General features: G+C 68.9%; 15 protein-coding genes. 10 read left to right on the top strand and 5 right to left on the bottom strand.

Annotation, left to right across the window (positions count from 1 at the left end; translation table 11 throughout):
• The first annotated feature begins 190 nt into the window (after window positions 1-190).
• Complete coding sequence (locus HWX00_RS06935; RefSeq protein ID WP_006483193.1) at window positions 191-388, top strand: hypothetical protein; 198 nt, start codon at window positions 191-193, stop codon at window positions 386-388.
• Between the two features lies 1 nt (window position 389).
• The gene (dbpA, locus tag HWX00_RS06930; RefSeq protein WP_175027250.1) at window positions 390-1,793 is read left to right on the top strand and encodes an ATP-dependent RNA helicase DbpA; all 1,404 of its coding nucleotides are present in this window, start codon (window positions 390-392) and stop codon (window positions 1,791-1,793) included.
• 18 nt (window positions 1,794-1,811) lie between these two features.
• Here dbpA and HWX00_RS06925 read toward each other — a convergent pair whose 3' ends face one another.
• Window positions 1,812-2,636, bottom strand: a complete 825-nt coding sequence (locus HWX00_RS06925) for a phosphate/phosphite/phosphonate ABC transporter substrate-binding protein (RefSeq protein WP_069705913.1) — start codon at window positions 2,634-2,636, stop codon at window positions 1,812-1,814.
• Between the two features lie 243 nt (window positions 2,637-2,879).
• Here HWX00_RS06925 and HWX00_RS06920 point away from each other — a divergent pair, with 243 nt between their 5' ends.
• Window positions 2,880-3,905 (top strand): fatty acid desaturase, encoded by a 1,026-nt coding sequence (locus HWX00_RS06920; RefSeq protein ID WP_175027249.1) that lies wholly within the window; start codon window positions 2,880-2,882, stop codon window positions 3,903-3,905.
• 176 nt (window positions 3,906-4,081) lie between these two features.
• Window positions 4,082-5,284, top strand: coding sequence for a benzoate/H(+) symporter BenE family transporter (locus tag HWX00_RS06915; RefSeq protein ID WP_175027248.1), 1,203 nt, complete (start codon window positions 4,082-4,084; stop codon window positions 5,282-5,284).
• A 25-nt stretch (window positions 5,285-5,309) separates the two neighbouring features.
• On the opposite strand, the gene HWX00_RS06910 is transcribed toward HWX00_RS06915, so the two are convergent.
• Both HWX00_RS06910 and HWX00_RS06905 read right to left on the bottom strand, forming a co-directional pair.
• Window positions 5,310-6,197, bottom strand: a complete 888-nt coding sequence (locus HWX00_RS06910) for an NmrA family NAD(P)-binding protein (RefSeq protein WP_175027247.1) — start codon at window positions 6,195-6,197, stop codon at window positions 5,310-5,312.
• A 133-nt stretch (window positions 6,198-6,330) separates the two neighbouring features.
• Window positions 6,331-7,254 carry an AraC family transcriptional regulator gene (locus HWX00_RS06905; protein WP_175027246.1) on the bottom strand — a complete coding sequence of 308 codons (924 nt, stop codon included), beginning with the start codon at window positions 7,252-7,254 and terminating at the stop codon, window positions 6,331-6,333.
• A 192-nt stretch (window positions 7,255-7,446) separates the two neighbouring features.
• On the opposite strand from HWX00_RS06905, the gene HWX00_RS06900 reads away from it, so the two are divergent.
• The gene (locus tag HWX00_RS06900) at window positions 7,447-7,644 is read left to right on the top strand and encodes a hypothetical protein (RefSeq protein ID WP_069705916.1); all 198 of its coding nucleotides are present in this window, start codon (window positions 7,447-7,449) and stop codon (window positions 7,642-7,644) included.
• A gap of 20 nt (window positions 7,645-7,664) precedes the next feature.
• Here HWX00_RS06900 and HWX00_RS06895 read toward each other — a convergent pair whose 3' ends face one another.
• On the bottom strand, window positions 7,665-8,618 hold the full coding sequence (locus HWX00_RS06895) for a LysR family transcriptional regulator (RefSeq protein ID WP_034189668.1): 954 nt from the start codon (window positions 8,616-8,618) through the stop codon (window positions 7,665-7,667).
• Window positions 8,619-8,718: 100 nt separating this feature from the next.
• Between HWX00_RS06895 and HWX00_RS06890 the strand changes: the two genes are divergently transcribed.
• The 3 genes from HWX00_RS06890 (at window position 8,719) to HWX00_RS06880 (ending at window position 12,636) form a co-directional block, all read left to right on the top strand.
• Window positions 8,719-10,077, top strand: a complete 1,359-nt coding sequence (locus HWX00_RS06890) for an NAD(P)/FAD-dependent oxidoreductase (protein ID WP_034189669.1) — start codon at window positions 8,719-8,721, stop codon at window positions 10,075-10,077.
• A gap of 325 nt (window positions 10,078-10,402) precedes the next feature.
• The gene (locus HWX00_RS06885) at window positions 10,403-10,837 is read left to right on the top strand and encodes an HAD family hydrolase (RefSeq protein WP_034189670.1); all 435 of its coding nucleotides are present in this window, start codon (window positions 10,403-10,405) and stop codon (window positions 10,835-10,837) included.
• A 179-nt stretch (window positions 10,838-11,016) separates the two neighbouring features.
• Window positions 11,017-12,636: a histidine-type phosphatase gene (locus tag HWX00_RS06880; RefSeq protein WP_175027245.1), complete on the top strand. Its 1,620-nt coding sequence runs from the start codon at window positions 11,017-11,019 to the stop codon at window positions 12,634-12,636.
• A gap of 24 nt (window positions 12,637-12,660) precedes the next feature.
• Here HWX00_RS06880 and HWX00_RS06875 read toward each other — a convergent pair whose 3' ends face one another.
• Window positions 12,661-13,302, bottom strand: a complete 642-nt coding sequence (locus HWX00_RS06875; RefSeq protein ID WP_226193692.1) for an alanyl-tRNA editing protein — start codon at window positions 13,300-13,302, stop codon at window positions 12,661-12,663.
• Here HWX00_RS06875 and HWX00_RS06870 point away from each other — a divergent pair.
• Both HWX00_RS06870 and HWX00_RS06865 read left to right on the top strand, forming a co-directional pair.
• Window positions 13,189-14,094: an AraC family transcriptional regulator gene (locus HWX00_RS06870; RefSeq protein ID WP_244131162.1), complete on the top strand. Its 906-nt coding sequence runs from the start codon at window positions 13,189-13,191 to the stop codon at window positions 14,092-14,094. The genes HWX00_RS06875 and HWX00_RS06870 overlap by 114 nt on opposite strands.
• 50 nt (window positions 14,095-14,144) lie before the next feature.
• Complete coding sequence (locus HWX00_RS06865; protein ID WP_175027243.1) at window positions 14,145-14,438, top strand: hypothetical protein; 294 nt, start codon at window positions 14,145-14,147, stop codon at window positions 14,436-14,438.
• The last annotated feature ends 11 nt before the right edge of the window (window positions 14,439-14,449 follow it).

The raw sequence follows: 14,449 nt of genomic DNA, 5'->3' as shown, positions 1-14,449 counted from the left end.
CGCCGGGCGGACGCCCCCGCATCCGCTAGAATTGCGGCACGCGCGACCCCGTCGCCGCCCGATCCATCATCCGCATCGACACAACCCGAGCCACCGCCGGTGCGGCCCGCGCCCGAGCCGCGCGAGCGCCGCCCGCCGTTGCCGCGCCCGCCCGGGCGCGCCATCAACCGAATTCAGCTGGAGAAAGACCGTGTTTACCTGCAGAAACCAGAGCTGCGGCACGCAGTGGGAGCAGTCCGACGTCGTCATCAAGGACGAAGGCCAGGGGCTGCTGTTCCGCTGCCCGCTGTGCGGCGCGCGCAACTACCTCGAACGCTTCGAGGACGACGAAGGCAACGTCGTCTACGAGCAGATGGAAGGCCGCCCCTACCTCGGAGACCTGTCCTGACATGACCCAATCGACGCCCACGCCCTTCAGCGCGCTGCCACTGACGCCCGCCACGCTCGCGAACCTCGCGCAGCTCGGCTATGTCGACATGACGCCGATCCAGGCCGCGAGCCTGCCGGTCGCGCTGGCCGGCCAGGACCTGATCGCCCAGGCGAAGACGGGGAGCGGCAAGACCGCCGCGTTCTCGCTCGCGCTGCTCGCGCGCCTCGACGCGCGCCGCTTCGACGTGCAGGCGATGATCCTGTGCCCGACGCGCGAGCTGGCCGACCAGGTCGCGCAGGAAGTGCGCCGCCTCGCACGTGCCGAAGAAAACGTGAAGGTGCTGACGCTGTGCGGCGGCACGCCGATGCGCCCGCAGGCGCAAAGCCTCGAACACGGCGCGCACATCGTCGTCGGCACGCCCGGCCGCATCATGGATCACCTCGACCGCGGCAACCTGAAGCTCGACGCGCTGAACACGCTGGTGCTCGACGAAGCCGACCGGATGCTCGACATGGGTTTCTTCGACGACATCGCGAAGGTCGCGCGGATGTGCCCGACCACGCGCCAGACGCTGCTGTTCTCCGCGACCTATCCGGACGGCATCGCGAAGCTGAGCCAGCAGTTCCTGCGCAACCCGAAGGAAATCAAGCTCGAGGAGCGCCACGACGACAGCAAGATCCGCCAGCGCTTCTACGAGGTGACCGAGAACGAGCGGCTGCACGCGGTCGGCCAGCTGCTGAACCACTACCGGCCGGTGAGCACGATCGCGTTCTGCAATACGAAGCAGCAGTGCCGCGACCTGCTCGACGTGCTGCATGCGCAGGGTTTCCACGCGCTGGCGCTGCACGGCGAGCTCGACCAGCGTGAGCGCGACCAGGTGCTGATCCAGTTCGCGAACCGCAGCTGCTCGGTGCTGGTGGCGACCGACGTCGCGGCGCGCGGGCTCGACATCGCGCAGCTCGAAGCAGTGATCAACGTCGACGTGACGCCCGACCCCGAAGTGCATGTGCACCGCATCGGCCGCACCGGCCGCGCGGATCAGCAAGGCTGGGCGCTGAGCCTCGCGAGCATGGACGAGATGGGCCGCGTCGGCGCGATCGAACAGGCGCAGAAGCGCGACGTCGAATGGCATCCGCTCGCGGAACTGAAGCCGGCGGACGACAGCGTGCTGCTGCCGCCGATGGAAACGCTGCAGATCCTCGGCGGGCGCAAGGACAAGATCCGCCCGGGCGACGTGCTCGGCGCGCTGACCGGCGACGCCGGGTTCGACGGCAAGCAGATCGGCAAGATCAACGTGACCGAGTTCTCGACCTATGTCGCGATCGAGCGCGGCGTCGCGCGCGACGCGTTGCGCAAGCTCAATGCGGGGAAGATCAAGGGCAAGCGGGTCAAGGTCCGGTTGATGGACGAAGACGACGCATGACGCGCGACGCGGCGCGCTTCACGCCAGTTCCGGATAGCCGTGCGCGGCCGCGTCCTCCGCGAACCGCGCAATCGTGTCGTAGTCGGCCGGCGACAGCCGCTCGAATCCCTTCAGCCGCAGCACGCGCGCCCGTTCCGCATCGGCGGCCACCGCCCGATCGAGCGCCTCCCGCAATGCGCCGACCTGCGTTTCCGGCAGTGCCCGCGACACGATGAACGGCAATCCCGGCGCGGAGGCCGTCGTGCCGATCACCCGGATGTCCTTCAGCAGATCGGGCAGCGCATCGCGCACATAGGCAAACGTCACGCAGTCGATCGACGCGCAATCGGCCTCGCCCGCCGCCAGCGCACGCAGCACGTTCACGTGCGAGCCGAACGGCGTGACCGCGCCGAAGAAGCGTCCGTCATGCGCATGCGGCGCGACCGCGTGCCGGAATGCGTTCATCCCGCTGTGTGAATCCTCGCCGTTGAATGCGGCGCGCAGCCCCCGGCATGCGGCGAGCGTCGTCGCGCCGCCCGCGTGCACACGCGCCGACACGACCAGCACGCTGCTGTAGCGCGCGCCGTCGCAGCCGTCCGCGTCGAAGGCGGGCGTCGCGATCAAGCGCACGACGTCGCGCAGGCCGAGCATCCGGTACGGATAGCCGCAGGTCTGCGACAGCAGCAGATCGTCGCGCCGCCACAGCGCGTGCAGGTCGTCGAACGGATCGTCGGGCAGCGCGACGTCGGCGGGGCCGCCCGCCTGCGCGAACGCATCGAGCGTGTCGCGCAACAGCGCACGCCACAGGGCGGCGTGGCGCGGCGTCACGTTGTACATCGGGAGTACGGCGATCGATGGGCTCATGCGGGCATTCTACGCATCGGCGGCGGCCCCGATGCTTATCGGCCGCCCGCCGATAAGCAAATACGAATCGATTGGTTGGCCATGACGCGCCCGCCGGTTACCGTTGGCGGGCCTGCCGGCGCCGCACCCTGCGCGATGCCTGGCGGGCCGACCGTGATCCGCGAGACACCTGCGCACCCGGGCCGAGCGCCCCGGTTCCACCGCTCGTTCCCCGCACTGCCCGATCCATCCCGCCTCAACGCCATGGCCGAATACTTCGACGTCGATCATGCGCGCGCGATTGCCGCGCTCGACGCCCGCTTCACCGCCCGCACCGAGTGGCCGACCTGGCTGCTGGTCGCCGTCATCTACGGCGGCTGGCTCGCCGTGCTGCTGCTCGTGCGCGACGGGCGCCTGCCGCTCGCGGCCGCGACGCCGCCGCTGATCCTGCTCGGCGCATGGCACATGTCGCTGCAGCACGAACTGCTGCACGGCCATCCGACGCGCTCCGCGTTCATCAACAAGCTGCTCGGCTATCCGCCGCTGACGGTCTGGTATCCGTACACGCTGTATCGCGACACCCACCTCGACCATCATCGCGACGAAGATTTGACCGTGCCGGGCGTCGATCCGGAAACGAACTACGTGACGCGCGAACGCTGGGCGCGGCTACCGCGCTGGCGCCGTGCGCTGACGGTCGCGCGCAAGACTTTCATCGGACGAATCGTCGTCGGGCCGCCGCTCTCCGTCGCGGCGACCGCCGGCGATGCCTTCGCCGCGTTGCGGCGCGGCGACTTCCGTTATCTGCCGATGTGGGCGACGCACGCCGCCTGCGTGATCGCGCTGCTCGCATGGCTGCAATGGGCGATCGGCGTGCCGTGGTGGTACTACCTGCTGGCCGTCACGTGGCCCGCGCTGTCGCTCGCGATGATCCGCTCGCTGTACGAGCACCGCGCCGCGCGGCATCCGAAGGCGCGCATCACGATCAACGAAGCCGGTTTCGCGATGCGGCTGCTGTACCTGAACAACAACTATCACCTCGTCCATCACGACCTGCCGAAGCTGCCGTGGTACGACCTGCCGCGTGCATACCGGATGCGGCGCGACGCGTATGCGCGCAAATGCGGCGGCTTCGTGATCCGCGGCGGGTATCGCGCGTTGCTCGCGCGCCATGCGTGGACGCCGACCGACCCGCCCGTGCATCCGTTCGACGAAGGCACGGCGTCGCTGTCGACCGGAAGCGGCGTGAAGGTGGCCGTGGTCGACACGGTGCTGCAGATCAGTACGTGACGGCCGGCGATCCCTCCGCTTTCGCGCCAATCCTTACAAAAAGCCGACAACGTCAATCTTCGCCGGCGAATTGCCAACCGGGCCGGCAATGGCCAGAATGGCGGCTCATCCGGGGCTTCCAACAATCATTCGCCCCGGCTCCGCCCGACGGCCGCGCGCCGCATTTCCCGACGACGATGCAACCGAACTCCCCGCCCGGCGCGATCCGCACGATCGGCAACGACTGGTCCGTGTCCGCGATCACCGCGGGCTTTCTCGCGGTCGTGATTTCCTATGCGGGCCCGCTCGCGATCTTCTTCCAGGCGTCGCAAGCCGCGCACGCGTCCAATGCGATGGTGTCGTCGTGGGTCTGGGCGATCTCGATCGGCGCGGGCGTATCGGGCCTGTTCGCGAGCTGGAGGCTGAAGGTACCGGTCGTCACCGCGTGGTCGGCGCCCGGCACCGCGCTGCTCGTCGGCCTGTTTCCGCAACTGACGCTCAACCAGGCCGTCGGCGCGTACATCACGGCCGCTGTCATCATCCTGCTGATCGGCGTCACCGGCTACTTCGACCGGCTCGTGCGCCACATCCCGCGCGGCATCGCGTGCGGGATGATGGCCGGCATCCTGCTGCCGTTCGGCATGCATGCGTTCTCCGCCGCGTCGGCGCAACCCGTGCTCGCGTTCGGCATGATCGCGGCCTACGTGATCTTCCGGCGCCTGCTGCCCCGCTACAGCATCGTGCTCGTGCTGCTGACGGGCGCCGCGCTCGCGACGCTGCTCGGGATGACGCATCTCGGCAACGTGTCGCCGAGCCTCGCGCGGCCGGTCTTCATCTCCCCCGAATGGACGCTCGGCACGACGCTCAGCCTCGCGCTGCCGCTCGTCGTCGTCAGCCTCACCGGCCAGTTCCTGCCGGGGATGACGATCCTGCGCGTGTCCGGCTATCCCACACCGGCGCGCCCGATCATCGCCGCGACCGGCGTGATGTCGCTCGTCGTCGCGTGCTTCGGCGGGATCACGATCGTCGTTGCCGCGATCACCGCCGCGCTCTGCACCGGCAAGGACGCGCACGAGGATCCGGACCGGCGCTACGTCGCCGGCCTCGCGAACGGCGCGTTCTACCTGCTCGGCGGGCTGTTCGCGGGCACGATCGTCACGGTGTTCTTCGCGCTGCCGAAGGCGTTCGTCGCGATCCTCGCGGGGCTCGCGCTGATCGGCGCGATCAGTGCGAACGTGCACGGAATCTTCGAGGACGAGCACCACCGCGAAGCGTCGATGATCACGTTCCTCGCGACCGCGTCGGGGATGACGTGGCTCGGGCTCGGGTCCGCGTTCTGGGGGATCGTGATCGGGTCGGTGGCGTATGCGGTGCTGAACAAGGTGCGCCGGCCCGCGTGATGCGCGCCGCGTGCGGCTGCTTCACTCAACGCGCATGCCGGCGCACCAGTTGCGCGAGCGCGTCCTCCGGTGCCGTCGTCCCGTAAGCCCGCTCCGACACGTCGGCCTCGACGTCGATCCGCCCCGCGTTGTGCACGTCGTACAGATCGACGATCAGCTGCGCATGGCGCTCGCCGAGCCCGGCGCGCAGCAGTGTCGCCTGCCATGTCTCGCGCGGCAGTTCGTGCGCGACGACCGCACGGCCGGCCGCCGCGCCGAGGGTCTCCGCGATCGCCGTCACGCTCACGCGTCGCGGCCCCTCGACGCTGACGATGCGCGGCCCGTTGCCGCCTTCCGGCGCATCGAGCAGCAGCCGCGCCGCGACGACGCCCACATCGGGCGCCCACACCGTGGGAAACACCTTGCCGACCGGATGATGGAAGCTCGGCAGCACGCCGGCGCCGAGCGCGACCGGCAGCACGCGTGCCCAGTTCTGCAGATGTTCGGCGGCGCGCAGCAGCGTCAGTCGCGTCGGGATCGTCTTCAGACGTTCCTCGAAATCATGAAACAGACGCGTGATACCCGTATTGCCTTCGAGCTCCGCTCCGTAGTCCGACAACGCGAGCAGCGCAGGCGGCGGGCTCGCGGCGAGCGCGGCGGCCGCCACGTCGATCGTCCGCGTCATCGTCGTGGCCGGATCGGGATCGGCGACCGGCACCGGACACAGGATCTGCACGGCCTGCGCACCGTCGATCGCCGCGGCGACGGCATTCTCGTCCGTCAGGTCCGCGATCGCGACATCGCAGCCGAGTTGCACGAAACGGTCACGATGACGCGCGTCGTGCAGCACCGCGCGCACGGCATGGCCGGCCTGGCGCAAGGTCGTCACGGTCGACAGGCCGACGTTGCCTGATGCTCCGAAGATCACGAACACGATCCGCTCCTGGGGGATGAAGGTGTCGTGATTGTCGGCATGCGCGGCCGGAAAGGCGCGCAGGGTGGGATGAATCGCGCAGGAAAGGATGACGGGATCCGGGCGCCGTTCGTGCGATCCGCCCGCCGGGCCGCTATCGGCGCGCAGGCTTCACGTCGTCCTCCCCGTCATAAGCCAGCCGCAACCGGCCCCGTGTGCCCGAGCGCGCAATCTCCGTCGGCGTCGCGCCGAGCACGCGGTTCATCCAGTTCGCCATGTGGCTCTGGTGCGCGAACCCGGCTTCGAGCGCGATCTGGCTGATGCTGAGCCGGCCTTCGAGCAGCAGCGCCTTCGCGCGCTCCACCCGGCGCCGCACGACGTACTGGTGCACGGGCATCCCGAGCGTTTCGCGGAACAGCACCTTGAAATGCGGCACGCTGATCGACACGAGCGCCGCGAGTTCGGCCAGCGTCATGCGCCGCTCGAGGTTCGCCTCGACATAGTCGATCACGCGCGCGGCCGCCTTCGGCGCCAGCGTGCGCCGGCGTTCGCGGAACGCCGGCTGGCCGTCGACCAGCCGCGCGACGAGCGCCGTGCACAGGCTTTCCGCATAGAGCGGGTCCGACGCGTCATCCGCTTCGAGCTCGGCGGCCATCGCCCACGCGATGTGCTGCAGCCGCGGGTCGCGCACCTGCAGCCGCCGGCGGATCTGCGCGTGCGACGGCTTCAGTTCGAGGTGCTCGACGGTGCGTCGCACGAACGTGTCGCTGAGCATGATGTGCAGGATCCGACAGTCGGCGCTGTCGGTCCACTGGCCGGGCAGGCCGGCCGGAATCACGTCGACGTCGCCGTGCGCCTGGATCCGCGACACGCGCTCGCCGTCGCACACGCAATCCGCGCGGACGGGCCCGCCGATATGCACGCCGATGCGGTGATGCTCGGCGGCCGGAATCCGGTACGTGCCGGCGCGAATGTCGAGCAGCGCCGCGCCGAAGCCCCGCCAGCCGAGCCCGCGGCTGGAACGCAAACTGACCGGCACGCCGTTGTCCGGCGGCGCGGCGGGAATCGGATCGCTCATGGCTGGGCTCCACCCATTCGTGGTTCGAACGCGCATTGTGACGCGTTTTCGGGCCGCGCGCCGGGCCTGGGCGGCCGTCCCGGCACCGAGCGGAAAAAGATCATCCGTTTCTGCTCGGGACGATCCTTGCGTGCGCGCCAGCGGGCGCCGCGGCGCTTACGATCGCCCCATCCGACACCTACGGAGCCCGCCATGCCCCATTCCTGCCCGCTGCGCGCGACGTTCATCGCGCCTTCGCCTGCCAGCGCCGCCCGCCCAGCGTCCGATCCCCGCCCGCGCACTCGCCGCACCGCCATCGCCGCCTGGTGCCTGCGCGTCGTCGGCGGGTACCGGCTCGAACGGCTGCTCGCGTCGATTCCCGACAGCAACGACGACTTCGGGCTCGTCTGACCGGCAGTCGATGCGTTCGCCTACTTGCGCCGCCGATCGTGCGGCGCCACCGTCGCGCCGTCGATCACCGGCGCGCCCTGCTTGATCAGGAAGTCGCGGAACAGCCCCGTGACCTGCGAGATGCGCCGGTCGGCGAGCGTGACCACATACCATTCGCGCTCGATCGGGTTGCCGGGGAACGGCAGTTGCCCGAGCAGCCCCGTGCGCAGCTCGAGCGCGCACGCGTGCAACGACAGGAACGCGATGCCGAGCCCCGCTTCGGCCATTTGCTTGATCGCCTCGTTGCTCGACAGTTCGGAGCCCACATGAAACCGGTGGCCCGCGTTCTTGAACAGGCTCTCGACGGTCGAGCGCGTGCCCGCGCCGCGTTCGCGCACGAGCAGGTGCGCGGATTCGAGATCCTTCAGCGCGACGCGCTTGCGCTGCATCAGCGGATGGCCGGGCGCCGCGACGAACACCATCGGATGCTTCGCGAACTCGACCGCGTGCGTGCGCAGTTCCTTGGGCGCGCTGCCCATCACCGCGAGATCGATTTCATGCGTCGCGAGCATGCGAATGATGTCGTCGCGATTGCCGACCTTGAAATACGTCTTCACGTGCGGGCGCGTCGCGGTGAACTTGACGAGCAGCGGCGGGATCAGGTACTCGGCCGTCGTGATCGCGCCGATCCGCAACGTGCCGCCGAGATCGCCCGTCAACGCGGCCACTTCGTCGCCGGCCTCGCTCCACAGATGCAGGATCTCGCGCGCATAACGCGCCACGATCTCGCCGGCCGCGGTCAGCTGCACGCCGCGCCCCACCCGCTGCAGCAACGCGGCGCCCGCGGCCTCCTCCAGCAGGCGAACCTGCAGCGACACGGCCGGCTGCGTCAGGTTCAGCTCCTCGGCCGCGCGCGACACGCTGCCGAGCCGCGCAATCATGTCCAGCGCCTTCAGCTGCCGGAACGTCGCGGTCTTTCCTATAAGTGAATACATATGAGTCGCTTATAAACATTAAATTGTTCGAGTGGGTGCCAAACTATATCGTCGGTTCTTGAGCAATGTCATCCGAATCGTCATTCAGCGGGAGCCCCACATGGACAACACCACGCCCAACCTTGCAACGGACCGCGCACCGCGCCTGCCGCGCATCGTGATCGTCGGCGGCGGCGCCGGCGGCCTGCAGCTCGCCACGCGTCTCGGCGATACGATCGGACGCCGCGGCCAGGCCGACATCGTGCTCGTCGACCGCTATCCGACGCACTTCTGGAAGCCGCTGCTGCACGAAGCCGCATCGGGCCATCGCGATCCGGCCTCGCACACGATCGAATACGCGGCGCAGGCCAAGCGCCACGGCTTCCGCTTCGTGCAGGGCGCGCTGCAGCAGGTCGACCGCGCGGCACGCACCGTGACGATCGCGGCCGTGCACGACGCGGACGGCACCGAAGTCCTGCCGCGGCGCGAACTCGGCTACGACGACCTCGTGCTCGCCGTCGGCAGCGTGACGAACTTCTTCGGCGTGCCGGGCGCCGCCCGCCATGCGCTGCCGCTCGAAAACCTCGACCAGGCCGAGGATTTCCGCCGCAAGTTCCTCGCGGCCTGCACGAAGGCGAATCACCTGGCCGAGCAGCAGCCCGCGCGGCGCGCGGCACCGATCTGCATCAACGTGATCGGCGCGGGCGCGACGGGCGTCGAACTGGCGGCCGCGCTGCGCCACGCGGTCCAGCAGCTGACGACGTACCGCTTCAAGGCGCTGGTGTCCGCACGCGACGTGCACATCCGGCTGATCGAAGGCGGCCCGCGCATCCTGCCGGCGCTCGACGCACGGCTCTCCGGCAAGATGCACGCGCAACTGCGCGCGCTGAACGTCGACGTGCTGACCGACACGCGCGTGGCGGAAGTGGGCGCGGACGCCGTGACGACCGCGACGGGCGAACGGCTCGCGAGCGACATCACGATCTGGGCGGCCGGCGTCGCGGGCCCCGCGATCCTGCGGGACATCGGCGACCTCGCGCTCAACCGCTCGAACCAGGTGATCGTGACCGACACGCTGCAGACGCCCGACGATCCGCACGTGTACGCGTTCGGCGACTGCGCCGCGTGCCCGTCGACGGGTGCGAGCGGCTTCCTGCCGCCGCGTGCGCAGGTCGCGCACCAGCAGGCCGTGTATCTGGTCAACGCATTCGCGCGGCGCATCGCCGGCAAGCCGGTGGCCGGCTTCACGTTCCACGATGCGGGCACCGTCGTGTCGCTCGGCCATGCGGGCGCCGTGTACCAGGCCGACATCAGCGTGCGCTCGCGCTCGCTGATCGTCGACGGGCTCGCCGCGATCGGGCTGTACAAGTTCCTGTATCGCAAGCACCTGTTCAGCGTGGTCGGCGCGAAGCGCGCGCTGTTCCAGTCGCTGAGCCACTGGCTGCAAAGCCGCAACCAGCCGTCGATCAAGCTGCACTGATCGACGGCACGCACGCGGCATCGCAAGACGGCATGCCGGGCGGCCATCGCTCGATATGCCGTTTTTCTTATATGCATATGCCGAATGCATTCAAACCGCGCGCCACGCTGGTGCATCACGTCGAACGCCGTCGATGCGACGTCATGCGCGCGGGAAACACCATGCGGCCCGCGCCCCGCGCCCGCTCTGGCGCGCCACCTCATTCATAAGCCATATCATATGAGTCACCTATAAATATTAATTGGTCGTATTTTCAAGATGAACGCTAAGGTGTGTGGCATTCCCGTCGGCGAACGGATCATCACGTCTCTGAAGAGGAATCACCGTGGTCATCGAAGCCATCGTCACCCGTCTCGACGCAGCATTCGCACAAATCGAAGCAACACCGGATTCGCGCGAATCGCGCCATCAGCGCGACGCGATCATCCAGTGGCTCGATCGCGCATCGGAAGAAGGATATCGACTCGGTCTCGTCACGACGCTGCCGGCCGCCCGGCTCAGCGATATGTTCGAAGGCCAGTTCGGCCGCGCGCACCTCGACCGCTTCTCGGTCGTCGTCACCGATTCAGATCAGCAGGACTCCAGATCGAATCAGCATCCGTTCGACGTCGCGCTGCAGGCGCTCGGCGTGCCGCCCGAACGCGCGGTCGCGATCGCAAGCAGCGAACCGGAGCGCCGCGAAGCCGAGCATTTCGGCCTGTCGCGCTGCGTGAACATCACCGACACCGTGCGCTCGATCGCATCGGCCGGGCTCCACTGAACGTCGGCACGGCGGCCGGCGGCGACCGGCCGGCGCCGATCCGGCGGCAATCCGACGATTGCCCGACCGAACCCTGACATTCCGCTGTCAAAGTCGCTTGCCACACTTCCGGGCTCGATCCCACTCTCCCGGAAACGGAACGGCGCGCATCCGCATGCGTCCGTCCGCCGCTCGCCACGATGACACGCCCGACCCGCACCGCCGCCGCCCTCACGATCGCCTGTCTGCTGCTCGCCGCCTGCGGCGGGGAAGAATCGACGCCGCCCGCCACCTCGGCCGACAACGGCGGCACGACGCCCGCGCCGCAGCCGCAGCCCACGCCGACACCGGCGCCCGCGACCTACTACCAGACGAAGACACCGTACCGCCCGCAGCAGGACGCCGCGACGTACGAAGCGCCGCCCGCCGGCTACGCGCCCGTCTATACCGAACTCGTCGCGCGCCACGGCTCGCGCGGGTTGTCGGGCTTCAAGTACGACGGCGCGATCTACGCGATGCTGCTCAAGGCCGAGGCCGACGGCGCGCTGACCGCGCTCGGCATGCAGCTCAAGGCCGACACGTACGCGATGATGAAGGCCAACGCGCTGCTCGGCTACGGCGTGCAGGGTATCTCGGCGCCCGGATACGGCAACCTCACGCAAACCGGCATCCGCGAACACCAGCAGCTCGCCGCCCGTCTCGCCCAGCGGCTGCCCGCGCTGTTCGCGGCGGGCACCCGGCAGGTCGTCGTCGTCAACTCGGGCCAGGATCGCGCGGTGGACAGCTCGACGTATTTCTCGGCGGCGCTCGTCGCCGCCCGGCCGGCGCTGGCATCCGCCATCACGCTGCCGGCCGCGCCGTCCGGCTATCCGGCGAGCGCGCCGGTTGCGCAGCCGGCCGGCACCAACCGCTTCCTGCTGTATTTCCATTCGCTGAAACCGGCCACCGATCTCGTCACCGATACGAGCGATCCGTACTACGCGACCTATCAGGCGAGCCAGGCGTACCAGGCCTATGCGAACGACGCGACGGTCGCCGCGAAGCTGAAGGCAATCAAGGCCGCACCGCAGGCGGCCGACGTCGCGCAGACGGTGCTGTCCGCACTCGTGTCGCCGGCCTTCATCGCCAAGCTCGGCAGCGACGGCTACACGTTCGCGAACACGGGAACCTACGCGTTCACGTCGACGGACGGCAAGTTCACCAATACGCTGAAGGGTGACGGAAAGACGAGGATCGCGACGGCCGTCGATGCGGTGAACGTGCTGTACAACCTGCTGCAGGTCGCGCCCGCGATGACCGCGGAAACCGGCGGCGTCACGATGGAGAAGTACATCGGCGCGGAGCAGGCGCAGTATCTCGCGTACCTGCAGGATGCCGAGGACTACTACCAGAAGGGGCCCGGCATCCAGGAAGCGAACCCGGTCACGTACCGGATGGCAAAGGTGCTGCAGGACGATTTCTTCGGCGAAGTCGACGCGATCGCCCGCGGCGACCTGACGCGCGCCGCGAAGCTGCGCTTCACGCACGCGGAGATCGTGATTCCGTTCGCATCGGTCATGAACCTGAAGAACGTGTTCGTGCCGACGCCGCAGGCGCAGACGTACACCTATGCGAACAACCCGTGGCGCGGCGACCAGGTGTCGCCGATGGCGGCGAACCTGCAGTGGGACGTCTACCGCAACGGGTCGCGGCTGATCGTGAAGATGCTGTACAACGAGCGCGAGACGGATTTTCAGGCCGCGTGCGACGGCGCGAAGATCGCGCCGGCCAGCCACTTCTACGACTACGCGGGGTTGAAGCAGTGCTACGGGTATCAGTGACGCGAGGATGAGGCGCGGTGCGGGTCACGCAAGTCGCATCATCGCGTGCCCGCTCGCTACCTGAGGATCGAGCAGCATGACCTCGATCCGCTCCTTGCCCTTCCCGATGTTCTTGCGCTTGAGCGTCAGCATGCCGATCTCGCCGGTCGTCGCCGGGTGTGTGCCGCCGCAGGCCATCGTCGCAAAGCCGTCGACCGCCCAGAACCGGCGCTGTGCATCGACATCGCTGAAGTCGGTCACGATGCGCAGGTCACGCCTCGACAGGTCGGCGGCCGCCGATTCGATCTCCGGGAACAGCGGCGACAGGCTCGTGTCGCTCGCGAAGTCGATGCGCGCCTTGTCCTGCGCGATATGCGCGCCGATGCGCTCGATGCCGGGCCTGAGCCGGTAGACCAGTTGCAGCACCATTTCGGCCGCGAAGTGCAGGCGCATCAGCCGGTACCGGCGCGCCCAGTCGATGCGCCAGGTCGCACGATCGCCGACGCGCAGCGCGTGATCATGCGGGAGCGTATAGACGATGTCGAGGCCCTGCTTGTCGGCGCGGATCACCGGATAGTCGCCCAGCGATCCCGCGTCGCTTTCCTGGCCGCCCGAAAACGCGAAGAAGATGGGCTCGACGATCCGCTGCTCGGCCTGCACGTCGGCCAGCGGATCACGCCCGCGCATCTCGGCGCGCTCGGCTATGCGCTGCATGCGTGCCGCGATGCCGGCGCCGCGCTCGCGCGCTGGCAGCAATACGAACACCTGATCGCGAACGTCGCGCGCATGGAAGTGCGCGTCGAGGCGACGTCGGTCGCGATCGAATGGCACGATGCGCCCGAGCCGCTCGGCCCGCTCGTCGACGAAGTGGCACTGACCGCCATCGTCCAGTTCGCGCGCAATATCACCGGCACGCGCCACGGGCCCGACGAAGTCTGCTTCGTGCATCCGCCGCCCCGCGACGCACAACCGTACCTCGACTACTTCGGCTGCCCGGTGCGGTTCGGCCAGCCGGTGAACCGTCTCGCGTTTCCGTTGCACCTGCTGACGCAGCCGCTGCAACGGCCGGACGACGCGCTGCGGCACATGATGGAGCGCCAGGCGAGCGCGCTGCTCGCCGAGCTGCGGCAGGCCGACGACCTCGAACAGTCGGTGCGCGAAGCCGTCGCGCGCTTGTTGACGCACGGCGAAGCCGGCATCGAGCCGATCGCGGCGGCGCTGCACGTGTCGTCGCGCACGCTGCATCGCCGGCTGGCCGAACTCGGGCTGAATTTCAGGACCCTGCGCGAGGACACGCGGCGGCGGCTCGCGATCGACCACCTGAACGATCCGCGGCTGACGCTCGCGGAAGTCGCCTGGCTGCTCGGCTATTCCGAACACAGCGCATTCACGCGCGCGTTCCGGCGCTGGACCGGCGAATCGCCTCAGCAGTGGCGCGCCCGACAGCCGCTGCGGGCGGCCCGCGTCGCGCGCGGCTGACGAACTCGCGCCCGCCGGCACGGTCGAACGGACATCGCCGGAGAATCCTCATGAAACGCGTTACCGCTGCTGCTGTCCTGACCCTGCTTGCCGCCGTCAGCGTGCCCGCCGACGCCGGCGCGCTCCCCGGCGCCGCCGCGCCGGTTCCCGTTCAGGCGCACGCGAAAAACTGCGTGCCGTCGCGGGAGGCCACGCAGGACGTCCGCTCGCCGCCGATCCGCGTATGCGTCGGCGATTCCGATACGCAACTGAACCTGCCATGGTTCCTGACCGACGTCCTGACCGCGGTCGACACGCACCAGTCGCCCGGCGCGCTGCTTCACAAGATGCGCAACGATTTCTGAGTCGCGGCCGG

Origin of the sequence: Burkholderia seminalis DSM 23518 (assembly GCF_902832885.1) — a bacterium.
Classification (GTDB): domain Bacteria; phylum Pseudomonadota; class Gammaproteobacteria; order Burkholderiales; family Burkholderiaceae; genus Burkholderia; species Burkholderia seminalis.
Note: the sequence above shows the minus strand (reverse complement) of the source record. Positions and strands in the feature narration are given on the sequence as shown.